Source organism: Mycobacterium hainanense (assembly GCF_041890355.1).
Lineage (GTDB): Bacteria > Actinomycetota > Actinomycetes > Mycobacteriales > Mycobacteriaceae > Mycobacterium > Mycobacterium hainanense.
In genome coordinates this window covers 2,508,113-2,529,969 of record NZ_CP169059.1, presented here as the reverse complement: position 1 = coordinate 2,529,969, position 21,857 = coordinate 2,508,113, and the positions used below count along the sequence as shown (strand labels likewise).

General features: G+C 67.0%; 19 protein-coding genes. 11 read left to right on the top strand and 8 right to left on the bottom strand.

What is annotated here, in order from left to right:
• Position 1: 1 nt before the first annotated feature.
• From ACEL92_RS11810 to ACEL92_RS11770, 9 genes are read left to right on the top strand one after another with little or no spacing between them, the layout of a single operon-like run.
• Positions 2-865: an ABC transporter permease gene (locus ACEL92_RS11810; protein ID WP_374025728.1), complete on the top strand. Its 864-nt coding sequence runs from the start codon at positions 2-4 to the stop codon at positions 863-865.
• 11 nt (positions 866-876) lie between these two features.
• Positions 877-2,445, top strand: coding sequence for an MCE family protein (locus ACEL92_RS11805; protein WP_374025727.1), 1,569 nt, complete (start codon positions 877-879; stop codon positions 2,443-2,445).
• A complete protein-coding gene (locus tag ACEL92_RS11800; RefSeq protein ID WP_374025726.1) occupies positions 2,442-3,497 on the top strand; it encodes an MlaD family protein in 1,056 nt (351 codons plus the stop codon). Before ACEL92_RS11805 ends, ACEL92_RS11800 begins: the two co-directional genes overlap by 4 nt.
• Positions 3,490-4,536, top strand: coding sequence for an MCE family protein (locus tag ACEL92_RS11795; protein WP_374025725.1), 1,047 nt, complete (start codon positions 3,490-3,492; stop codon positions 4,534-4,536). The genes ACEL92_RS11800 and ACEL92_RS11795 overlap by 8 nt, the downstream gene beginning before the upstream one ends.
• Positions 4,533-5,648 (top strand): MCE family protein, encoded by a 1,116-nt coding sequence (locus ACEL92_RS11790; protein WP_374025724.1) that lies wholly within the window; start codon positions 4,533-4,535, stop codon positions 5,646-5,648. Before ACEL92_RS11795 ends, ACEL92_RS11790 begins: the two co-directional genes overlap by 4 nt.
• The gene (locus tag ACEL92_RS11785) at positions 5,645-6,898 is read left to right on the top strand and encodes an MlaD family protein (RefSeq protein WP_374025723.1); all 1,254 of its coding nucleotides are present in this window, start codon (positions 5,645-5,647) and stop codon (positions 6,896-6,898) included. Before ACEL92_RS11790 ends, ACEL92_RS11785 begins: the two co-directional genes overlap by 4 nt.
• The gene (locus tag ACEL92_RS11780) at positions 6,895-8,154 is read left to right on the top strand and encodes an MlaD family protein (RefSeq protein ID WP_374025722.1); all 1,260 of its coding nucleotides are present in this window, start codon (positions 6,895-6,897) and stop codon (positions 8,152-8,154) included. The genes ACEL92_RS11785 and ACEL92_RS11780 overlap by 4 nt, the downstream gene beginning before the upstream one ends.
• A gap of 30 nt (positions 8,155-8,184) precedes the next feature.
• Positions 8,185-8,862 (top strand): DUF3329 domain-containing protein, encoded by a 678-nt coding sequence (locus tag ACEL92_RS11775; protein ID WP_374025721.1) that lies wholly within the window; start codon positions 8,185-8,187, stop codon positions 8,860-8,862.
• Between the two features lie 18 nt (positions 8,863-8,880).
• Positions 8,881-9,648 (top strand): mannan-binding family protein, encoded by a 768-nt coding sequence (locus tag ACEL92_RS11770; RefSeq protein ID WP_374025720.1) that lies wholly within the window; start codon positions 8,881-8,883, stop codon positions 9,646-9,648.
• Positions 9,649-9,680: 32 nt separating this feature from the next.
• On the opposite strand, the gene ACEL92_RS11765 is transcribed toward ACEL92_RS11770, so the two are convergent.
• Both ACEL92_RS11765 and metH read right to left on the bottom strand, forming a co-directional pair.
• Positions 9,681-9,968 (bottom strand): hypothetical protein, encoded by a 288-nt coding sequence (locus ACEL92_RS11765; protein WP_374025719.1) that lies wholly within the window; start codon positions 9,966-9,968, stop codon positions 9,681-9,683.
• 33 nt (positions 9,969-10,001) lie between these two features.
• Positions 10,002-13,763: a methionine synthase gene (gene metH, locus ACEL92_RS11760; RefSeq protein WP_374025718.1), complete on the bottom strand. Its 3,762-nt coding sequence runs from the start codon at positions 13,761-13,763 to the stop codon at positions 10,002-10,004.
• 378 nt (positions 13,764-14,141) lie between these two features.
• Here metH and ACEL92_RS11755 point away from each other — a divergent pair, with 378 nt between their 5' ends.
• Together ACEL92_RS11755 and ACEL92_RS11750 are read left to right on the top strand one after the other, a co-directional pair.
• Entirely contained in the window at positions 14,142-15,032 is an 891-nt protein-coding gene (locus tag ACEL92_RS11755; RefSeq protein WP_374025717.1) for a PAC2 family protein, read from the top strand.
• Positions 15,033-15,103: 71 nt separating this feature from the next.
• Positions 15,104-16,594, top strand: a complete 1,491-nt coding sequence (locus tag ACEL92_RS11750; protein ID WP_374025716.1) for an amino acid permease — start codon at positions 15,104-15,106, stop codon at positions 16,592-16,594.
• On the opposite strand, the gene ACEL92_RS11745 is transcribed toward ACEL92_RS11750, so the two are convergent.
• From ACEL92_RS11745 to ACEL92_RS11720, 6 genes are all read right to left on the bottom strand, one after another.
• A complete protein-coding gene (locus ACEL92_RS11745; RefSeq protein WP_374025715.1) occupies positions 16,595-17,488 on the bottom strand; it encodes an SDR family oxidoreductase in 894 nt (297 codons plus the stop codon). It abuts the gene before it with no gap.
• Between the two features lie 19 nt (positions 17,489-17,507).
• Complete coding sequence (mshC, locus tag ACEL92_RS11740; protein WP_374025714.1) at positions 17,508-18,743, bottom strand: cysteine--1-D-myo-inosityl 2-amino-2-deoxy-alpha-D-glucopyranoside ligase; 1,236 nt, start codon at positions 18,741-18,743, stop codon at positions 17,508-17,510.
• Positions 18,744-18,767: 24 nt separating this feature from the next.
• The gene (locus ACEL92_RS11735) at positions 18,768-19,580 is read right to left on the bottom strand and encodes a 3'(2'),5'-bisphosphate nucleotidase CysQ (RefSeq protein WP_374025713.1); all 813 of its coding nucleotides are present in this window, start codon (positions 19,578-19,580) and stop codon (positions 18,768-18,770) included.
• 21 nt (positions 19,581-19,601) lie between these two features.
• Positions 19,602-20,417 carry an SCO1664 family protein gene (locus ACEL92_RS11730; RefSeq protein WP_374025712.1) on the bottom strand — a complete coding sequence of 272 codons (816 nt, stop codon included), beginning with the start codon at positions 20,415-20,417 and terminating at the stop codon, positions 19,602-19,604.
• Entirely contained in the window at positions 20,401-20,988 is a 588-nt protein-coding gene (locus ACEL92_RS11725; RefSeq protein ID WP_046186213.1) for a DUF3090 domain-containing protein, read from the bottom strand. Before ACEL92_RS11725 ends, ACEL92_RS11730 begins: the two co-directional genes overlap by 17 nt.
• Positions 20,989-21,061: 73 nt before the next feature.
• The gene (locus tag ACEL92_RS11720) at positions 21,062-21,838 is read right to left on the bottom strand and encodes a histidine phosphatase family protein (RefSeq protein WP_374025711.1); all 777 of its coding nucleotides are present in this window, start codon (positions 21,836-21,838) and stop codon (positions 21,062-21,064) included.
• Between the last annotated feature and the right edge of the window lie 19 nt (positions 21,839-21,857).

The following is a 21,857-nucleotide window of genomic DNA, read 5'->3' as shown; positions in this document are numbered from 1 at the left end:
CGTGACGGCGTCCGCTTATCAACCTTTCGCACCGATTTCGGTTCCCCTCGTCCGCCTCTACCGCCGGGGTCAAGTCCCGGTCATTCGGCTCGGGCACCTGTTGGTCTTCTTCGTTCGGGCGCTCGTCGCGGTGCCCCTCGCCCTGCGCCAGTACAGGGGCGAGTTCTTGCGGCTGCTGTCCAACATCACCTGGGGCAACGGGTCGATCGTGGTGGGCGGCGGCACCGCCGGCGTTGCGGTCGTGCTCGGCACGACGGTCGGGGCTCTGGTCGGAATAGAGGGCTACAACTTCCTCGATCTGCTCGGCCTGGGGCCGGCAACCGGTTTCGTCTCGTCGTTGGTCAACACCCGCGAGCTGGCTCCCCTGATGGCGTCGCTGGCCTTCGCCATGCAGGGTGGCTGCCGCTTCACCGCCCAGCTGGGGTCCATGCGCATCGCCGAGGAGATCGATGCCATGGAATCGATTGCGATCCGGCCGATTCCGTATTTGGTCACCACCCGGCTGATCGCCTCGGTGGTCGCGATCGTCCCGCTGTACGCCGCGTGCCTGGCGATCGGCTACCTGAGCACGCAAGTGGTAGTGGGTTTGGGCAGCGGCGGCTCGACCGGTTCGTACCTGCACTACTTCACGCTGATGCTGGCCGGGCAGGACATCGTCTACTCCCTGATCAAGGCCGTCATCTTCGTCTGGATCGCCTCCACGATCCAGTGCTACTACGGCTACTACGCGGGCGGCGGACCGGAAGGCGTCGGGGTCGCCGCGGGCCACGGCATGCGGGCCAGCATCACCGTCGTGATCATCGTGAACATGCTGCTCACCATGGCGCTGTGGGGCGTCGACTCCGGCGCAAGGTTCGGCGGGTAGGTCGGTGGAAAATGCCCAACTCCTTTGAGCTGGACGGGCGCGGCCCCTCCGACCGGCAGCTGTTCGGCATCGGCATCGCCGTCGTGGTGGTCAGCGCGCTGTTCACCACCGCGATGTTGGTCAAATCCACTGGCAGACTGAACGATTACGTCCGCGTGGTCGCCGATCTGGTGAACGTGGGCGACGGACTGCCGCAGAGGTCGGACGTCAAATACCACGGCGTCCTGGTCGGCATGGTCAACGGCGTCGTGCCCGCGGCACACGGCAATCCCAACTATGTCCACATCGATCTCAAGGAAGAGTTCGCCGGGTCGATCCCGGCCAACGTGACCGCCCGCGTGGTGCCCAGCAATGTCTTCGCCGTGTCGTCGGTTCAGTTGGTGGGGAACGGCCCCGGCGCGCCGATCCACGGCGGCGCACACATTCCGGAGGACAAGCGGCTTCCGACCGTGCTGTTCCAGACGACCGTGACCAAGTTGCGCGACCTGCTCGCGGCGGCGGGCCGCGACCGGGACGACCGGTCGGTGGGAATTCTGGCCGCACTGGGCGCCGCCACCGACCACCGCCGCGTCAGCCTGCTGAACGCCGGCGCGCAATTGAATCGCCTTCTGGATCAGCTCAATTCGATCGTCAGCACCGACACCGGCCCCTCGACGGTGTCCGCGCTGCTGGATGCGACCCGGGGGCTGGCGCAGACCGCCCCCGATCTGCTCGACGCACTGCACCGGGCCGTCGAACCGATGCGCACCTTCGCCGAGACTCGCGGCCAGCTGGCTACGCTGCTGTCGGGCGCCGACGATACGGTCGGCACCACGCACCAATCGTTGGGCAACCACATCGACCAACTCATCGCCATCACAACCGACTTCACGCCCGTGCTCGGCGTGCTGGCGCAGAAGTCCAACAACTTCGTGCCCGCGGTCGCCAAGCTGGACAACCTGGCCAACCAGTTCATGGAGCAGGTCTGGAACCCGGAGACCAACCTGGGCAACATGCGCGCGATGTTGACGTTCACGCCCAGTTCCACCTACACCCGCGCTGACTGCCCCCATTACGGTGAGCTGAAGGGACCCAGCTGTTTCACCGCGCCGCTGATCCCGGTGCGGCCCGATCTGCCCGACGTCCTGCTGCCGCAGAACTATCAGCCGCCCAAGGATCTGGCCCCACCCCCGGGCACGGTGATCGGCCCGGACGGAAATCTCGTCGCCGTCGGTCCGCCGCTGATCAACCCGAACCCCAACCTGTCCGATCCCAATCCCCCGCTGCCAGCAGGGATCACGCCGTCCCCGCCGGTGCCGGGGAGCGCGAACCCCGACAACCCGTCGCCGGGGGCGCCCGCCACGCCGCAGCCCCACGAACCGTGGGTCGCCCCGGTGGCGCCCAAGGCGCCCTGGATCCCGCAGGCCTCGTTCGGCGGGAACGTGGGACCCGTTGGGAGCCAGTATGAACGGAACATCTTGGGCGTGATCACCGGCGCGCCTGCGACCGCGGCCACCGAGCTGCTGTTGGGCCCGGTCGCGCGGGGCACCACGGTGTCCATCGCCCATGCGCCGGCGCATCCACCCGGGGAGGCCAAATGAGGTTTCGCGGCCCGCTCATCGCACTGACCCTGTTCATGGTCGTCTCGTTGACGTTGACGTGGCTGGTGTATGTGAGCCTGCGGCGCGACGTGGCCGGCAATACCGCCAAGTATTCGGCGGTGTTCACCGACGTGTACGGGCTGCGTGAAGGCGACGACGTCCGGATGGCCGGGGTGCGCGTCGGCCGGGTCGAAAAGATCGAGCTCGACGGGAATCTCGCGAGGGTCTCGTTCGTGGTGCAGCAGGAGCAACGGTTGTTCGGGAACACCCTCGCATCGGTCACCTACCAGAACATCGTCGGGCAGCGTTACCTCGGGCTGTCGTTGGGCAAGGAAGGCAGCCCGCGGCCGCTCCCACCCGGCAGCACGATTCCGCTGGAACGCACCGAACCCTCCTTCGACGTCACCACGCTGCTCAACGGCTACGAACCGTTGTTCAGCCTGCTGAACCCCCACGACGCGGACAACCTCACCAAGGGCATCATCGCCTCGCTGCAAGGCGACACGTCATCGCTGACCACGCTGGTCGGCCAGACCTCTACGCTCACCGAGACATTCGCGGGACGCGACCAGGCCCTCGGCAGCGTGATCACCAATCTCAACAAGGTGATGGCCAACCTCGCCCAGCAGAACGACAACCTCGACGGGGTCATCACTCAGACCCGCAGCGTCGTAGGCGAGCTCGACGTCCGGCGCCCCGACCTGGTGGCCTCGGTGGGTTCGTTGGCCCGGGTGACGGGCCGGCTGTCGGCATCGGCGACGGACGTGTACCCGGCATTGCGCGAATTCATCGACCGCCAACCCGGTGCCACCAAACACATCATGGAGGTTGAACCGCAGGTGGCGTTCTTCGGCGACAACATCCCGCTGCTACTCAAGGGGCTGGCCCGGGTCGGCAACCAGGGCGCCTACGGCAATGCCTACGTGTGCGACGTGAACTTCATGGGGTTCTTCCCGGGCCTCAACGACGTGGTGCCGATCATCGTCAATGCCGCGACGCCGGGCAACAAGGCGTGGCACAGCCCGAGATGCAGGAGCACCGCCGATGGCTGACCCGTCCGTATGGCAGCGGATGAGGAAGCGGCCGCTGGAAAGCTACAACAAGACCTGGCTCGGGTTCATCGCCGTCGCGGTGGTCGCGGTGGTCATCGGAGTCATGCTGCTCGTGCACGCGCTCGGTGCCGGATACCGGCACTACACCGCCGAGTTCCTGCAGGCCGCTTCGCTGCGGGCCGGCAACCCGATCGTCGTCGCCGGCATTCCGGTGGGCAACGTCACCAGCATGAAACTCGTCGGCGACCACGTCGAGGCGGGGCTGAAGGTTCGGGACAACATCGCGCTGGGCAAGGATTCCCGCGCGCAGATCAAGGTCACCACCATCCTGGGTTCGCGGTACCTCTCGCTGGAACCCGCCGGACCGGCGCACCTGCCCAACAACACCTTCGACCTGGCCCACACCGAGGTGCCCTACGACCTGCAAGCCGCGCTGCAGGACGCCACCACCACGTTCGAGCAGGTCGACTCCGACCGGTTCGCACAATCGCTCGCGGTGCTCGGCAAGCAGCTCGACGGCATGCCGGCAGTTGTGCCGCAAGCGATCTCAAACATCCACACGCTGTCGTCGATCATCGCGGTGCGACGCGACCAATTGGGCCAGCTGCTGCGCAGCACCGAGCAGGTGACCAACACCCTTCGGCGCCAGCAGGCCGACATCGGCACCCTGGTCAACCAGGGCCAAGACCTGCTGGGCCAGTTCGTCGCGCGGCGAGCCGTCTTCCACGAGATGATGCAATCCCTGTCGAGCCTCGTCGACACCATGAGCCAGGTCGTGGTCACCGACCGGCCGGCGCTGGACGCGCTGATCAAGGACATGCGGGACTTCACCAACCTGATGTCCGCGCACGACGACCTGCTGCACAGCATGCTGCAAACCAGCCCGATCTTCTTCCGCGAGGCGGCCAACCTCACGGGTGACGGGAACGCGATCAACTTCAATGCCCCCAACGTCCCGCTGATCGACTCGTGGATGTGCGCAATCAGCGGCCGCGCCAAGCAGTTCGGCATGATCCAGTACTTCAAGGACTGCAAGTGAAGGGGCTCGCGTCGAAATCGGTGGCCATCGTCGCCGCCCTCACGGTGATCGCCGCAGTCGCCGGCATCGGCTGGTGGTGCCTCGGCCCCGAGGACGACACGATCACCGTGACCGCGCAATTCGACAGCGCCTCAGGACTTTACGAGGGCAACGAGGTGGCGGTTCTGGGCATGCCGGTCGGCAAGATCACCAAGATCACCGCCAGGGGCGGTTACGTCGAAGTCGAATTCACCGTCGACCGCCACGTCAAAGTTCCCGCCACCGCGCAGGCCGTCACGGTGTCAACCTCCATCCTCACCGACCGGCAGATCGAGCTCACACCCCCGTATCACGGCGGACCGACCCTGGAAGACCACGACACCATCGGACTACCCCGGACCAAGACGCCCGTCGAATTCAGCAGCGTCTTAAACGTTTTGGACAAGGTGACCAAGTCGCTCGAGGGCGACGGCCGCGGCGGCGGGCCGGTCGCCGACGTACTGAACGGCGGAACCCAGGTCGTCAACGGCAACGGGGAACGGATCAAAGCGGCGCTCGGTGAACTGTCCAAGGCACTGCGCCTCTCCAGCGACGGCGGCGCGGCGACCCGCGAGCAGATCACCACGATCGTCAAGAACATCAGCTCCCTGTTCGACGCCGTGGCCGCCAACGACACCAAGTTGCGCGAATTCGCCTCCACCATCCACGAAGTCAGCCAGATCATGGCCGACGAAGACCTCGGCAGCGGCACCACGGGACGCAAACTCGACGAACTGATCCAACGGGCGGGCGACCTGCTCGACGCCAACCGCGACAACATCAAGCAGACCGCCTCCAATGGCAACGCCACGCTGCAGACGGTGACCGACCAGCGGCGCGACCTGGCCGAACTGCTGGATCTGGCTCCGCTGGTGGCCGACAACGCCTACAACATGATCGACCGGGCCAACGGCAGCGTCCGCGCACGATTCCTGACGGATCGGTTGCTCTTCGACAGCCAGTACACCAAAGAGATCTGCAACCTGATGGGCCTTCGACAATTGGGCTGCAGCACCGGGACGATCCAAGATTTCGGCCCTGATTTCGGGTTAACCTACGTGCTGGACGGCATGGCCGCGATGGGGCAGAAATGATCACCGCGGGCCCGCGGGGCGTGCTGGCGGCGGTGGCCGCCGCGATGGTGACCGCCGGATGCGCCACGAACGGCCTTGCCAGCCTGCCGCTTCCGGCCCCGGGCCTGGGTTCGGGAGGTTACTCGCTGAACGCCGTGTTCTCCAACGCGCTCAACCTGCCGATGAATGCCAAGGTGAAACTTGCCGGTGCCGACGTGGGACAGCTCGAGTCGATGGTCGCGCGCAACTACACCGCGGTCACCCGGCTGCGCATCAGGGATGGCGTGCAACTGCCCCGGGGCAGCACCGCCGAGTTGCGGACCGCGACACCGCTGGGCGACGTGTTCGTCGCCCTGAAGCCGCCGGCCGCCGGTGATCCGGACGCGCCCCTGTTGAAAGACGGCGACACCATCGGCCTGGACTCGACCGCGGCCGCCGCGACAGTCGAGTCGGTGTTGAGCTCGGCGGCGATCCTGGTGAACGGCGGGGCGGTGCGCAATTTCACCAACATCATCAACGGTTTCGGCAAGGCGACCGGCGACCAGGGCCAGGCGTTCGGGAACATGATCCGCAAATCCAACGAGCTGCTCGGGACGCTGGACTCGCGGTCCGGTCAGATCTCGACCGCGTTGACCCAATTGTCGCACCTGGCCGACGAACTCGACGCCAAGAACCAAACCATCAGCGACCTGATGGCGGCCGCCGGTCCCGCCACTTCGGCGCTTGCCGACAACACCGCCCAGCTCTCCGACGTGGCCATCCAGGTGGGCGACACGTCCCGACTGCTGGCCCGGTTCCCGTCGATCGGCGGGACCGACACCAGCGGCCGCAGCATCATCCGCGACCTGAACACGGTCGCCGGCGCGGCCAATGACGTTGCCGTGAGCCCGGATACCAGCTGGCTGGCGCTCAACCGGCTGATTCCCCCGTTGGTCAAATCGACCGCCGGGAACTCAATTTCGGTGCACGTGAGCGTGGACAAGATCATGCTCGGATCGCTTCCCGATATCGGATTCCCCGGTGACATCGGACTGCACGGCCCGCACCACTACAACGTGAACCTGCTCGTCGGCACCCTCAAGTACACCCTGTGGCGTCTGCAGGAACGCGTGGTCGGCCGCGGGCCGAATTCGCCGCAGGTTCCAGTCATTCCGGACCCGAACATCCCCGGTCAAATCGACGTCGCTCCCGGACCCCCGGCGGGACCACCACCACCACCACCACTACCACCATCACCACCGAAACCGCCACCGCCTGGACCGCAACCATGACCCGCGCCGTCGACAACGTCGCGAACGTCATCGTGCGGGCCGTGCGCACTGGTCACCGACAACAGGTCTGGCTGTCGGTGGCCGGATTGGCGCTCATTCTGGTCATCGCCACCGCCTACCTGCTTATCGGCGCGCTGCGGGTGAAACCCTTCGCCTCGACCTACCGCGTCACCGTACAGCTGGCGGAATCCGGCGGCTTGCTGCCGAATCAAGATGTCGCGCTGCGCGGAGTGCGCGTCGGCCGGGTCGAGTCGCTGCGGATCACCGACAACGGCGTGAACGCCATCGCCAGCATCACGTCCAACGTACGGATACCGGCGAACAGCGTGGTGCACGTCTCGGCACTGTCGCCGGCCGGCGAGCAATACATCAACTTCGAGGCCGCCTCCGACGCCGGGCCGTACTTGCACGACGGCAGCCTGATCACCTCCGACCGCACCACTGTTCCGGTCAGCCTGGCGCAGCTGCTCGGTGACGCCGACGGACTGCTGGCCCAGGTCGACCCCCACAAGGTCGAGTTGATCAAGAAGGAACTGAGCCTGAGCAAGGAGGGCCCGGCGAAGCTGACCGCCATCGTCGACGGCGGTACGTTTCTGCTTTCCACGCTCGATTCGGTGCTGCCCCAAACCACCAGCATCATCAAGACGAGCCGGGTGGTGCTCACCCTGGCAAGCGACAAGAACGCAGGACTGGGCTCTGCCGCAACGGAACTCGACCGAACCCTGACCGGCGTGGCCAGGATGCAGGCCGGCTATCGCCGCCTGACCGGGCAAACCCCGCGCACGCTTTCGGCGGTCGACAACCTGTTCGCCGACAATTCCGACACGATGGTGCAGCTGCTGGGCAGCATGGCGACCATGTCGCAGTTGCTCTATCTACGCGTTCCGGCGCTCAACGCGCTGTTCCCCGACTACCGTGGGTCCGTGCTGGACGCGGTGACGAGCGCATTTCACGATCACGGCGTCTGGGCGACGGCCGACCTCTATCCGCGCTATGTGTGCGACTACGGGACGCCGTCGCACGCCTCCTCCGCCGCCGACTACTACGAGCCATTCATGTACACCTACTGCCGCGACGACGACCCCGCGGTCTCGATCCGGGGCGCCAAGAACGCGCCGCGGCCGGGCGGCGACGACACCGCCGGTCCCCCGCCGGGTGCAGACCTGGGCCGTCGAACCGATCCGACCCCGCGTGGTCGCTACACCATTCCCACTCCCTACGGCGGCCCAGGCCTGCCGATCGAACCGCCCCACTAGGCCATCAACCCACATCTCGAGGAGCTGATCGTGATCGTGACCACCAAGAAGAACCCGAAGGCCGAGGCGCGCGCCGAGGCGGAGCCGGACGACGAAATTCCCCCGGCCGCAACCGAAGACGCGGAGGATGTGCCCGTCGACGACGAACGGGCCGACGACGAACGGGCCGACGAAGAAGACGGCGTGCTGCTCAAAGGCAAGCGTCGCGACCCCGGGCGCGGCGGGCGGCGCTGGAAGCACTACCTGCGTCGCAGCGCGCTGCCGGCGCTACTCGTCGCCTCACTTGCCGTATCGGGATTCCTCGGCTGGCGGCAGTGGCAGGAGCACCAGATCAAGCTCGCCGGCGCTCAGGCCCAACAGGCCGCCATCGCCTACGCACAGGTGCTGACGAGCATCGATTCGAACAAGGTCGACGACAACTTCAGGCAGGTCCTCGATGGCGCTACGGGCGAGTTCAAGGACATGTACACCCAGTCCAGCGTGAAGCTTCGGCAACTGCTGATCGACAACAAGGCGACCGCCCACGGCGTGGTGGTGGATTCGGCGATTCAGTCCGAGTCGACGAACAAGGTTGTCGTGCTGGTCTTTATCGACCAGACCGTCACCAACACGGCCGCGCCCGACCCGCGCATCGACCGCAGCCGGATCAAGATGACCATGGATAAGGTCGACGGTCGCTGGCGGGCCAGCGAGGTCCAACTGCTCTGAGCCGGGCGGAGGCAGCTTATGCGCAAGAGATTCTGGGCCGCGGTCGTATTCGCGGTGGCGACAACGGTTCCCACCACCGCCACCACCCACGCGTCCGCGCCGTCGTTCTGCGGCGAGCTGGGCGGTGACTGGGACGGCCAGTACTGCCACACGTCGGTGACGTCGGAACGCAAGGCCGTGCGGGACATCAAGGTCGCCTTGCCCGACGACCTGGTCGACAACCCGACAACGGGCCCGGTCATCCGCGACTACCTGCACACCCTGGTCAACAATTGGAAGACCGCCAACTCCCAGATGGCCGCCGACAGCTACGGCGAGGAGAACTTCGAAGTGTTCCGACATCAAAACTTGCTCAGCGCCGTGTTCCACGAGGACTACCACGCCGACGGGCCGAAGTTCAACAACGCCTACCGGACATTCACCTTCGACATGGCCAGCGGCCGGCGGGTGCAGCTGGCGGACCTGACGACGTCGAACCCGCTGACCGCGATTCCGCCACTGGCCCAACCGTTTATCGAGACCGCGCTCGATCAGGCGCCGCCGCCCCATGACCCGGGCACGTACCCGTTCGTGATCGACCGCTGGACGCCGGACAAGGTCTACTCCGGGGCATACAAGGCGTGGGCGGTGACACCCGACGAGTTGATCTTGTACATGCCCGACTACCCGGTGGGACACGACGAGCCCCTCAACTTCGCGCCGGGCCTGATGCAGTGGTATATGGACGGCGGGACTGTGCAGGCTCATATTCCGCTGTCGGCGTTGAGTTCCGTGCTGCGCATCTAGCGACAGCTAGCGACAGCGCCTCTGGCGTTGCCTCAGTTGGCCTTTCGGCGGCGCAGCTCCATCGATATCACATTGTCAGCGTGCTCGCTGAGCGTCACCCGACCGTCGTCCCCGGCGGACGCGCGATTACGGCGGGCCGAGAAACGGACGCTTGTCGCCAGATCACCGTAGTCCCAAGCTAAGTCGCCGACTTCGTGTCTTGTGCGGTCGAGGGCGGTGCATAGGGCTCCGACGATGCGCCGGACGTGCAAGACCGTGACATTAACGGCTTCCACGGCGATGTCGGCAATGCGGTTCAACTCTCGCTCCAGCATCAACATCCCTTCCCCTGAACGTCCCTTTGAGCCTGTGGCTCAGTCCTCCGGGTTGTAGCCGAGGTTGGGGGCGAGCCAGCGCTCCGCTTCGGCGAGAGTCCAGCCCTTGCGCTTCGCGTAATCGGCGACCTGGTCCTGACCCAACCGGCCGACCACGAAGTACTGCGACTGCGGGTGCGAGAAATACCAGCCGCTGACGGCCGCGCCGGGCCACATCGCCATCGACTCGGTGAGCTCGATGCCGGTCCGCTCCTTGACGTCCATCAACTTCCAGAGCGTCACCTTCTCGGTGTGCTCCGGGCAGGCCGGATAACCGGGCGCCGGGCGAATTCCCCGGTACTTCTCCTCGATGAGCGCCTCGTTGTCCAGCTGCTCGTCGGGCTGGAATCCCCAGAACTCCTTGCGGACCCGTTGGTGCATCCGTTCGGCGAACGCCTCCGCCAGCCGGTCGGCGACCGACTCCAGCAGGATTGCGCTGTAGTCATCGAGTGCCGCCTTGAACTCCGCGATCTTCTCCTGGCTGCCCAGCCCCGCGGTGACCGCGAAGGCGCCGATGTAGTCGGCCAGCCCGGTGTCCTTGGGCGCGATAAAGTCGCCGAGGCTCCGATTGGGGATGCCGTCGCGGTGCTCGCCCTGCTGGCGCAGATTGTGCAGCGTGGTCAGCACCTCGGTGCGGGTGTCGTCGGTGTAGACCTCGATGTCTTCGAAACCCGGGCCGACCGCGTTCGCCGGGAAGAACCCGATCACCCCGTTGGCGGTCAGCCACTTCTCCTTGATCAGGGTGTCCAGCATCTGCTGGGCGTCGTCGTAGAGCTTGCGGGCGGCCTCGCCCGAGGCCGGGTTGTTGAGGATGTCGGGGAATCTGCCCTTCATCTCCCAGGCGTTGAAGAACGGCTGCCAGTCGATGTACTCCCGCAGCTCGGCGAGGTCGTAATCCTGAAATTCCCGTATTGCCGCACCTATCGCGGGCACCGGCGGCGTGTAGCCGTCCCACTCGATCGGCGTCCGGTTCGCGCGGGCCTTCTCCAGGGTCAGCATCGGCCGCTCGTTCTTTTGCGCGTGCCGTTCCCGCAGCGACGCGTAGTCCTTCTCGGTGGCCTCCAGCAGGGCCGGACGCTGCTTGTCGTCGAGCAGGGCCGCCGCGACCGGCACCGAACGGGACGCGTCCTTGACCCAGACCACCGGACCGCTGCGACGGGGCGATATCTTCACGGCCGTGTGGGCGCGCGACGTGGTCGCACCGCCGATCAGCAGCGGGATCTGCAGCCCCTCCCGTTCCATCTCGACGGCGAAGTTGGACATCTCGTCCAGCGACGGGGTGATCAGCCCGGACAGCCCGATGATGTCGGCGTCGTGCTCCTTGGCCGCGTCCAGGATCTTCTGGGCGGGCACCATCACGCCGAGGTCGATCACTTCGAAGTTGTTGCACTGCAGGACAACTCCGACGATGTTCTTGCCGATGTCGTGCACGTCGCCCTTCACGGTCGCCATCACGATCGTGCCGTTGGTGTCCTTCGCTGCGGCAGTGCCGTTCTGCTCCTTCTCCGCCTCGATGAACGGCAGCAGGTAGGCGACGGCCTTCTTCATCACGCGGGCCGACTTCACGACTTGGGGCAGGAACATCTTGCCCGAGCCGAAGAGGTCGCCGACGACGTTCATGCCATCCATCAGCGGGCCCTCGATCACCTCGATCGGGCGGCCACCCGCGGCGGCGATTTCGGCCCGCAATTCCTCGGTGTCGTCGTCGACGTGGGCGTCGATGCCCTTGACCAACGCGTGCGTGATCCGCTCGCGCACAGGAAGGTTGCGCCACTCTTGGACGGCAGAGTCGCCGGCCCTATCCTCCGACTTGTTGAACCGCTCGGCGATCTCCAGGAGTCGTTCGGCCGCATCGTCGCGGCGGTTCAGCACGACGTCCTCGATGCGCTCGCGCAGTTCGGGGTCGATCGAGTCGTAGGGCACTAGCGCACCGGCGTTGACGATGCCCATGTCCAGCCCGGCCTTGATGGCGTGGAACAGGAACACCGAGTGGATCGCCTCGCGGACGGGGTTGTTGCCCCGGAACGAGAACGACACATTCGAGATGCCGCCGGAGATGTGCACTCCCGGAAGGTTTTCCTTGATCCAGGCGCAGGCCTCGATGAAGTCGATGCCGTAGGTCGCGTGCTCCTCGATACCGGTCGCCAGCGCGAAGCAGTTCGGGTCGAAGATGATGTCCTCGGGCGGGAAACCGACCTCTTCGGTCAGGATCCGATAGGCGCGCCCGCAGATCTCTTTGCGCCGCTCCAGGTTGTCGGCCTGCCCCTGCTCGTCGAAGGCCATCACGACGACGGCGGCGCCGTACTTGCGGCACAGCCGTGCCTCGCGGATGAACTTCTCCTCGCCCTCCTTCATGGAGATCGAGTTGACGATCGGCTTGCCTTGCACGTTCTTCAGGCCCGCCTCGATGACCTCCCACTTGGAGGAGTCGATCATCACCGGGACGCGGCTGATGTCCGGCTCGGCCGCGATCAGCTTGGTGAACCGGTCCATCGCGGCGACGCCGTCAATCATGCCCTCGTCCATGTTGATGTCGATGACCTGCGCACCGACCTCGACCTGCTGCAGGGCGACCGAGAGCGCGGTGTCGTAATCCTCGGCCTTGATCAGGTTGCGGAACCGGGCCGATCCGGTGATGTTGGTGCGCTCACCGATGTTCACGAACAGCGAGTCGTCGGTGATGTTGAGCGGTTCCAGGCCGGACAGCCGGGTGGCCACCGGGATCTCCGGCACCTCGCGCGGCGGCTTGCCCTCGACGACCTTGGCGATCTCGGCGATGTGCGGCGGCGCGGTTCCGCAGCAACCGCCGACCAGGTTGACCAGGCCGGCGTCGGCGAAGTCGGCGATGTACCCGGCCTGACGCTCCGGGGTTTCGTCGTACTCGCCGAAGGCGTTGGGCAGGCCGGCGTTCGGGTAACAGGAGACGAAGGTATCCGCGATCCGCGACATCTCGGCGATGTAGGGCCGCATCTCCGGCGCGCCAAGGGCGCAGTTGAGGCCGACGGCGAGCGGCTTGGCGTGCCGGATCGAGTTCCAGAACGCCTCGGTGACCTGACCCGACAGCGTCCGCCCGGACGCGTCGGTGATGGTGCCCGAGATGATCACCGGCCAGCGGCGTCCGCGCTCCTCGAACAGCGTTTCGACGGCGAAGACCGCCGCCTTGGCGTTCAGTGAGTCGAAGATCGTTTCGACGATGAGGAGGTCGGCACCGCCGTCGACCAGGCCGTTGGCAGCTTCCAGGTAGGCGGCGACCAGCTGGTCGTAGGAGACGTTGCGGGCTCCGGGGTCGTTGACGTCCGGCGAGATCGACGCGGTGCGCGTGGTCGGACCGATCGCGCCGGCGACGTAGCGGGGCTTCTCCGGGGTGCTGTACTCATCGGCGGCCTTGCGGGCCAGGGCTGCGCCGGCGTAGTTCAGCTCGTAGGCCAGGTCTGCCATGCCGTAGTCGGATAGCGAGATCGCGTTGGCGTTGAACGTGTTGGTTTCCAGGATGTCGGCACCGGCCTCGAGGTACTCGCGATGGATCCCCTCGATGATCTGCGGCTGCGTCAGGTTGAGCAGGTCGTTGTTGCCCTGCAGAGCGGTCGGCCACTCGGTGAAGCGGTCGCCTCGGTAGCCGGCCTCGTCCGGCCGGTCGCGCTGGATCGCCGTGCCCATCGCGCCGTCGATCACCACGATCCGCTCACGGAGAGCGGCCGTAAGTTCTTCGGTGCAGTCGGGACGAATGTCAGGCACGAAGGTCTCTGACTCAACGACGTTCACGTGCATTCCTTCCATAGCGGAAGGCGTCCTTGACTCTGCCGAGCGTGGCGGATACCGGCGGGGACCCGGTCCCCCAATACCCGTTGCAACGCCTCTCGACGGTCAAGAGTCTACGTCGTCCCCCTATCGACGTCTGGACGCCTAACTCATCGCCGACAGCTCGTGGATCCTGCCTGCGACGCAATAGTTACCAAAATTAACCAGTGCGAAGCCGAGCGTATTTCGCTCCGACCGCGTCGACGCCTGCTGTTGATCTCGTCGAGGGTCAGGTCGGCACGCACCCCATAAGGATAGTCGCCCTATGGAATACCTCCGATGGTTGACAGGTCCTTGCCAGGCAAGGCCGAAGATCGGCCGCAAAGGCCGTACGCTGATTCTGTGACCCCATCCGATGGCCCACCGTTTGGGAAAGCGACATTGCCCGAACTGCACGACACCATCGTCGTGGCGGCATTCGAGGGCTGGAACGACGCCGGCGACGCGGCCAGTGACGCCCTCGAGCACCTCGAGGCCATCTGGGAAGCCGACCCCATCCTCGAGATCGACGACGAGGCGTACTACGACTACCAGGTGAATCGGCCCGTCATTCGGCAGGTCGACGGGGTTACCCGGGAGCTGGTCTGGCCGGCCATGCGGATTTCGCACTGTCGGCCGCCGGGCAGCGACCGCGACGTCGTGCTGATGCACGGCGTCGAGCCCAACATGCGCTGGCGCACTTTCTGCGCCGAACTGGTCGCCATCGCCGACAAGCTCAACGTGGACACCGTCGTCATCCTGGGCGCCCTGCTGGCCGATACTCCGCATACCCGGCCGGTCCCGGTCTCCGGCGCTGCCTACTCCCCCGAATCGGCCAAACGCTTTGGCCTGGAAGAGAGCCGCTACGAGGGGCCCACCGGCATCGCCGGGGTGTTCCAGGACGCCTGCGTCGCCGCCGGGATCCCCGCCGTGACGTTCTGGGCGGCGGTGCCGCACTACGTCTCGCAGCCACCCAACCCGAAGGCGACCGTGGCGTTGCTGCGACGCGTCGAGGACGTGCTCGACATCGAGGTGCCGCTGGCCGACCTGCCGACCGACGCCGAGGAGTGGGAGCAGGCCATCACCGAGATGGCCGCCGAGGACGAGGACCTGGCCGAGTACGTGCAGTCGCTCGAACAGCGCGGCGACGCCGAGGTCGACATGAACGAGGCCCTGGGCAAGATCGACGGCGACGCGCTGGCCGCGGAGTTCGAGCGCTACCTGCGTCGACGGCGGCCCGGCTTCGGCCGGTAGAGCTCCTTGCCCTCTGATCCACGCAACATCCGCGGCCCTGGGTCGGCGGACGACCACGATTGGATAGCTGCATGGCGGCGTTGCCTGGTGACGGCAGCCTGATCCCGGCGGCGGCCGGCCCGGGCGACTCGGGCGAGGACGCCGGGTACCGCAAGGGACTCAAGGCCAGGCAGGTGCAGATGATCGGCATCGGGGGTGCGATCGGCTCCGGGCTGTTTTTGGGTGCGGGCGGGCGGCTGGCCAAGGCGGGCCCCGGCATGTTCCTGGTCTACGCCCTGTGCGGTGTCTTCGTCTTTCTCATCCTGCGGGCGCTGGGCGAGTTGGTCCTGCACCGTCCGTCGTCGGGCTCGTTCGTGTCTTACGCGCGCGAGTTCTTCGGCGAGAAGGCCGCATTCGCCATCGGCTGGATGTATTTCCTGGGCTGGTCGATGACGGCCATCGTCGACACCACCGCCATCGCCACCTATCTGCGGCGGTGGACGGCGTTCGGATCGATCCCGCAGTGGGTGCTGGCGCTGATCGCGCTCGTCGCCGTGTTGTCGATGAACCTGATCTCGGTGGAATGGTTTGGGGAGCTGGAATTTTGGGCGGCGCTGGTGAAGGTTTTCGCGCTGGTCGCCTTCCTGGTCGTCGGGATCGTCTTTCTCGCAGGGCGCTACCGGATCGACGGCCACAGCACCGGACTCAATCTGTGGGCCGACCACGGCGGCCTCTTTCCCGCCGGCGTGACAGCGGCGCTGCTGACCACCTCGGGTGTGGTGTTCGCTTATGCGGCCATCGAATTGGTCGGCACAGCCGCCGGTGAAACCCCCGAACCGGAAAAGGTCATGCCCCGCGCGATCAACTCGGTGATCGCGCGGATCGCCGTCTTCTACGTCGGGTCCATCGCGCTGCTCGCGTTGCTGCTGCCTTACACCTCGTACCAGGCCACCGAAAGCCCGTTCGTCACTTTCTTTTCCAAGATCGGTTTCCACGGCGCCGGCGACGTGATGAACGCGGTGGTGCTCACCGCGGCGCTGTCGAGCCTTAACGCGGGGCTCTATTCGACCGGCCGCATCATGCACTCGATGGCGTCCAGCGGCAGCGGGCCCCGGTTCGCGGCCCGGATGTCCAAGAACGGGGTGCCTTACGTCGGTATCACGATGGCCGGCGCGATCTGCCTGTTCGGCATCGTCCTGAACGCCTTCAATCCCGGCGAAGCGTTCGAGATCGTGCTCAACATGGTGGCGCCGGGCATCATCGCGTGCTGGTCCACGATCGTGCTGTGTCAGTTGCGCTTCCATCGGCTGGCCAGGGCCGGAGTTGTCCAGCGGCCGCGGTTTCGCATGCCATGGGCGCCGTATTCGGGCTATCTCACCCTGGCGTTCTTGGCCGCCGTCTTGGTGATGATGGCCTGCGACAAGGAGACCGGCGCCTGGACCATTGGGACGGTGGTGGTCGTTCCGCCGGCGCTGAGCGCCGGATGGTTCCTGGTCCGCGGTCGGGTGGCGGCCGTCGCGTCGCAGCGGGCGGCCCAGGCCGGATCGGCCGCGACCGCCGAACCGGCCACTCGCCCCGACTGACTAATCCGCCGCCGGCGAGGACTTGCCCAATCCCTGGTTGTAGGCGCTGGTCGAGCGCCCGAGCGCGACGACCTGGGCGTCCAGCTGGGGCAGCAGCTCCGCGGTGGGCTTGTGCAGGGGCAGCTCACCGGCTGGGGTGGACAGCACCGGCTTGATCCAGCGGAACAAGGCCACCCAGCGCGGGCAGTAGATCCGATTCCGGCGAGCCTCGATGCCTTTGACGAAGGCGTCCGCGCATTTGTCGACGGTGGTGGTCTTGTTCAACGGCCACGGGAAGCTGGATAGCAGCTTGCCGAAAGCGGGCAGGTCGGCCTCGGTGTCGCGGACCAGGGCGGTGTCGATCCACGACATGTGTGACGAACCGACGCTGACACCGCGGTGGGCGACCTCGAGCCGCAGCGCGTTGGCGAAGATCTCGACGGCGGCCTTCGACGCGTTGTAGGGGGCCAGGCCCGGACACGCGGCGTAGGCCGCCAGCGACGAGACGATGAGCACGTAGCCGCGGCGCTCGATCACCGTGGGCAGCGTGGCGCGCACGGTGTTGAACACGCCGAGCACGTTGATGTCCATGACCCGCTTGAACGCCTCGGGATCGACCTGCAGCACCGACCCGTAGCTGGCGATGCCGGCGTTGGCGACCACGACGTCGATGCCGCCGAAGCGCTCGACGGCCCGGGCGGCGACGGCCTGCATGGCCGGCAGGTCGCGCACGTCGGCGACCGCGGTCAGCACGCGCTCGCGGCCGATTTCGGCCGCCAGCGCGGTCAGCTCGGCGTCGTTGAGGTCGGTGAGCACGAGTTTGGCGCCCTTGTCGCCCAGCCTGCGGGCGACCTCGGCCCCGATTCCGCGGGCCCCGCCCGTGATCAAAACAACCTTGTCCTGCAACGACGTCATGGCCGACAACGTACCGCTTTCACAACTCAACGCCGAGCAGCGCATCGACCGCGGTCGCCACCAGGCGCGGGGCCTCGGCGTCATGACCGCCGTATTCGAGCGCATCGGTTGCCCAACCATCAAGCGCGGCAAGGGCTTTGGGGCTGTTCAGGTCGTCGGCCAGGTATTGGCGCACCCGCGCGATCACGTCGGCGGCGTCGGGCCCGGCGGGCAGCCGCGTCGCGGCGCGCCAGCGCTCCAGGCGGGCCGTGGCCTCGTCGAGCACCTGCTGGCTCCAGAATCGATCCGCGCGGTAATGGCCGGACAGCAGGCCCAGCCGGATGGCCGCCGGCTCGATGCCTTGCGCGCGCAAGGTCGACACCAGCACCAGGTTGCCCCGGCTCTTGGACATCTTGTGCCCGTCCCAGCCGATCATGCCGGCGTGCACGTAGTGGCGGGCGAATCTCCGCTCGCCCCTTACGCATTCGGCGTGTGCGGCGGTGAACTCGTGATGCGGGAAGATCAGGTCGCTGCCGCCGCCCTGGATGTCCAGGCCACTGCCGATTCGGCTGAGCGCGATCGCCGCGCATTCGACATGCCAGCCGGGCCGGCCGGCGCCGAACGGCGACGGCCAACTCGGCTCCCCCGGCCGGGCGGCCCGCCAGAGCAGCGCGTCCAGCTCGTCGGTCTTGCCGGGCCGGTCCGGGTCGCCGCCGCGCTCCCCGAACAGCCGCAGCATGGTTTCGCGGTCGTAGCCGGACTCGTAGCCGAACTGCGGCGTGGCGTCCGCGCGGTAGTAGACGTCCGGGTAGTCGCCGTCGACGACGTACGCCGCGCCCGACGCCAGCATCTTCTCGACGAGCTCGACCACCTCGGGGATCGCCTGCGTGGCCGCGACGTAGTCGCGCGGCGGCAGGACCCGCAGCGCCGCCATGTCCTCGCGAAAGCGCGTGACCTCACGATCGCCCAGCTCGCGCCAGTCCACACCGTCGCGCTGGGCGCGTTCGAACAGCGGATCGTCGACGTCGGTGACGTTCTGCACGTAGTGCACGGCGTGGCCCAGATCCAGCCACTGCCGGTAGACCAGGTCGAAGCTCAGATAGGTGGCCGCGTGACCCAGATGGGTGGAGTCATACGGGGTGATGCCGCAGACATACATCGTCGCCGTCGATCCGGGCGCCACCGGGCGCACTTGCCGGTCGGAGGTGTCGAACAGCCGGAGCTCGGGCCCACGTCCCGGCAATACCGGAACCGGTGGAGACTCCCACGACTGCATGCCAACGAGTCTAAACGCGGGAAGTTAGCGCCACGCGTCGCGGATGGCGGCGAGCAGGATCGGCGCCACCTCCGCGCGACACATCACGAAGTCGGGCAGGTAGGGATCGAGCTGGTTGTAGCGCATCGGCGAGCCGTCCAGCCGCGACGCGTGCATGCCGGCGGCCATCACCACCCCGGCGGGCGCCGCGTTATCCCATTCCCATTGGCCGCCGGCATGCAGGTAGGCGTCGACGTCACCGTCGATGATGGCCATCGCCTTGGCGCCCGCCGAGCCGATCGCCACCGGCTGGATGGCCAACGACTGGCGCATCCGGTGCAACACGAAGGGCGGGCGGGTGGCGCTGACCGCGATGCGAAACGTGTGCGGTATGCCGACGCGCGCGGCCTCGGCGGTGACGGTGTCGGTGCGGTAGACCGTGTTCCCGCGGGCCGGCAACGACACCGCGGCGTCGGTGATCTCCCGCCGCCCGTTCGTGGGGCGCTGCCACAGCGCGATGTGCACCGCCCAATCGTCGCGGCCCGGCGTGGAGAATTCACGGGTGCCGTCCAGCGGGTCGATGATCCAGACCCGGTCGTGCTTGAGCCGGACGAGATCGTCGTAGGCCTCCTCGCTGAGCACCGCGTCGTCGGGCCGCTCGGTGCGCAGCCGCCGCAGGATCAGCTCGTTGGCCAGGCTGTCGCCGGCGTCGCCCAACGCCCACGGATGTCGGAAGCCGATCTCGTCGCGCACCTTCAGCAGCAGTTCGCCGGCGTCCGCGGCGAGTTCGGCGGCCAGAGCGGCATCGGTCAACTCATCCGGGCCCTGGCTCACCGGTTCAGTATCGCCGACGGCCATGCGCGGCTCAGAACGCCGGTCCTAGAAGGCCGGCCACGGAATGGGGCGGTGCCGGTTGGGTCCGGGCATCACCGGGTCGTCGAGCAGCGCGTGCGCGCGCCTGCGCAACGCCGCGATCTCCGCACGCGTGATGTGTTCGGCAAGTTCGTCGCACAGCGAGCCGCCCAGGGCCTCGGTGAGCCCGGCGACCGCCTCCAGCATCTTCTTGTCGACCGGCTTGTGGGCCCAGCCCCACAGCACCGTGCGCAGCTTGTTCTCGACATGCAGGGACACGCCGTGGTCGACGCCGTAGACGTGGCCCTCGACGTCGCGCAGCACGTGGCCGCCCTTGCGGTCGGCGTTGTTGATCAGCACGTCGAAGACAGCCATGCGCCGCAGCCGGATGTCGTCGGCGTGCATCAGGACGACCTCGTCACCGGCGTAGTCGTAGGCCCGCAGCACCGGCAGGTAACCCGGTTCCGGCTTGTTGGCGGGAAACAGGTCGACCAGGTCCGGTCCGGGCCTGGGCTCGGAGTCGGCGGAGTCGCCGGGCTGGTCCACCCACAGCTGCAGCATGCCCGGCCCGGCCGGGCCGTGACGAATCACCGTGTACGGCACGATGTTCCACCCCAGCTGTGTCGACACCAGGTAGGCGGCCAGTTCGCGGCCCGCCAGCGTCCCGTCGGGAAAATCCCACAGCGGGGCCTCACCGGAGATCGGTTTGTAGACGCAGTGGACCGTCGTTTCGTCGAGCGTGGACTCGCACAGAAAGGTGGCGTTGCTGGCCGAGCGGATGCGTCCGAGGACCGTCAGCTCACCGTGGCGCAACACCTCACGGTCGTCAGGCCTCAAGTTCATCGTCAGGCCCGAGCAGCGCGCTGCGCCTATAGCCGTTGGCGCGCGCGCAGATATGGCCTTCGGGATCCAACGGTTCGTCGCACAGCGGGCATGGTGGCCGTCCCGCTGAGATGACGCGGTTGGAGCGGGTGGCGAACTGCCGCGCCGACTCCGGCGTCAAGAACACCCGCACCGCGTCGGGCCCTTCCTCTGTGTCGTCGAGCACCACCGACGCGTCGAACTCGGCGTCGGTGACGGCCAGCAACTCGACCACCACGGTCTGGGCTTCGGAATCCCAGCCCAGGCCCATGGTCCCAACCCGGAACTCGGCATCCACGGGAGTGATCAACGGGTTCAGGTCCTCCACCTCCGCCGGCTCCGGAGGGACCGGTGTCCCGAATCGGCGGTTCACCTCGAGCAGCAGCGCGCCGATGCGCTCGGCCAGGACCGCAACCTGCTGCTTCTCCAAAACCACCGACACCACCCGGGAATCGTGTACCGCCTGGATGTAGAAGGTTCGGTTTCCGGGCTGACCAACGGTCCCGGCCACGAAGCGGTCGGGTGTGCGGAAGACGTGGATTGCGCGGGCCATGGCACCTCCAAAATACCGGCTGTTGGCTTCGCCGTGCGATTCGATTGCCCCGCCGCGCTTGTTTTAAGCGGAATTAATCGGATGAGCCACCGACCACCGCGTCGCTGGCCGGCAGCGCCGCCGGGGACTCGCCGTCGGTCTTGTCGTGCGCCTTGTCGTGGGCCTTATCTTGCGCCTTGTCCTGTGCCTGTTCCTTGGGCGGGGGTCCGGCCCGCAGCGCCGCAGCCAATTTCGCACCGGTGTGGTTGACGTGCAACACAAACGGGCGCAATTCGGTGTACCGGATCACATTCACCGACGCCGGGTCGGCGGTGACCCGCTGGAACGCGTCAAGGTGCATGCCGTAGGCGTCGGCGACGACCGCCTTGATGACATCACCGTGAGTGCAGGCCACCCACAGGGCGTCGCCGCCGTTCTCTCCCCCGTGCTCCTGGGCTAGCCGCCGATCGTGTTCGCGGACGGCGGACACGGCCCGCGCCTGCACCTGTGCCAGCCCCTCTCCGCCCGGGAACACCGCCGCGCTCGGGTGAGCCTGCACGACCCGCCACAGCGGCTCGCCGGCCAGTTCGGCGATCTTGCGGCCGGTCCAGTCCCCGTAATCGACCTCGGCCAGCCGGTCGTCGATCAACGGCTCGAGGCACAGCGCTTCGGCGAGCGGCTCGAGCGTGCGCCGGCAGCGCAGCAGCGGCGAACTGATCAGGGCCCGGATGGGCAGGTCACCGATCCGGTCGATCAGCCCGGCGGCCTGGTCGCGGCCCTTGTCGTCGAGGTCGACGCCCTCGGAGCGGCCGGCCAGGATCCCCGCGGTGTTCGAGCTGGATCGACCGTGCCGCAGCAGGATGACCGTCATGCAGCGGTGTCCAACATCC

Coding starts and splice junctions, on each gene's coding strand:
- ACEL92_RS11725 (WP_046186213.1), bottom strand. CDS start 20,988: ATGGCCCGCGCAATCCACGTCTTCCGCACACCCGACCGCTTCGTGGCC.
- ACEL92_RS11745 (WP_374025715.1), bottom strand. CDS start 17,488: ATGACGTCGTTGCAGGACAAGGTTGTTTTGATCACGGGCGGGGCCCGC.
- mshC (WP_374025714.1), bottom strand. CDS start 18,743: ATGCAGTCGTGGGAGTCTCCACCGGTTCCGGTATTGCCGGGACGTGGG.
- ACEL92_RS11805 (WP_374025727.1), top strand. CDS start 877: ATGCCCAACTCCTTTGAGCTGGACGGGCGCGGCCCCTCCGACCGGCAG.
- ACEL92_RS11720 (WP_374025711.1), bottom strand. CDS start 21,838: ATGACGGTCATCCTGCTGCGGCACGGTCGATCCAGCTCGAACACCGCG.
- ACEL92_RS11795 (WP_374025725.1), top strand. CDS start 3,490: ATGGCTGACCCGTCCGTATGGCAGCGGATGAGGAAGCGGCCGCTGGAA.
- ACEL92_RS11730 (WP_374025712.1), bottom strand. CDS start 20,417: ATGAACTTGAGGCCTGACGACCGTGAGGTGTTGCGCCACGGTGAGCTG.
- ACEL92_RS11800 (WP_374025726.1), top strand. CDS start 2,442: ATGAGGTTTCGCGGCCCGCTCATCGCACTGACCCTGTTCATGGTCGTC.
- ACEL92_RS11765 (WP_374025719.1), bottom strand. CDS start 9,968: ATGTTGATGCTGGAGCGAGAGTTGAACCGCATTGCCGACATCGCCGTG.
- ACEL92_RS11735 (WP_374025713.1), bottom strand. CDS start 19,580: ATGGCCGTCGGCGATACTGAACCGGTGAGCCAGGGCCCGGATGAGTTG.
- ACEL92_RS11750 (WP_374025716.1), top strand. CDS start 15,104: ATGGCGGCGTTGCCTGGTGACGGCAGCCTGATCCCGGCGGCGGCCGGC.
- ACEL92_RS11785 (WP_374025723.1), top strand. CDS start 5,645: ATGATCACCGCGGGCCCGCGGGGCGTGCTGGCGGCGGTGGCCGCCGCG.
- ACEL92_RS11780 (WP_374025722.1), top strand. CDS start 6,895: ATGACCCGCGCCGTCGACAACGTCGCGAACGTCATCGTGCGGGCCGTG.
- ACEL92_RS11770 (WP_374025720.1), top strand. CDS start 8,881: ATGCGCAAGAGATTCTGGGCCGCGGTCGTATTCGCGGTGGCGACAACG.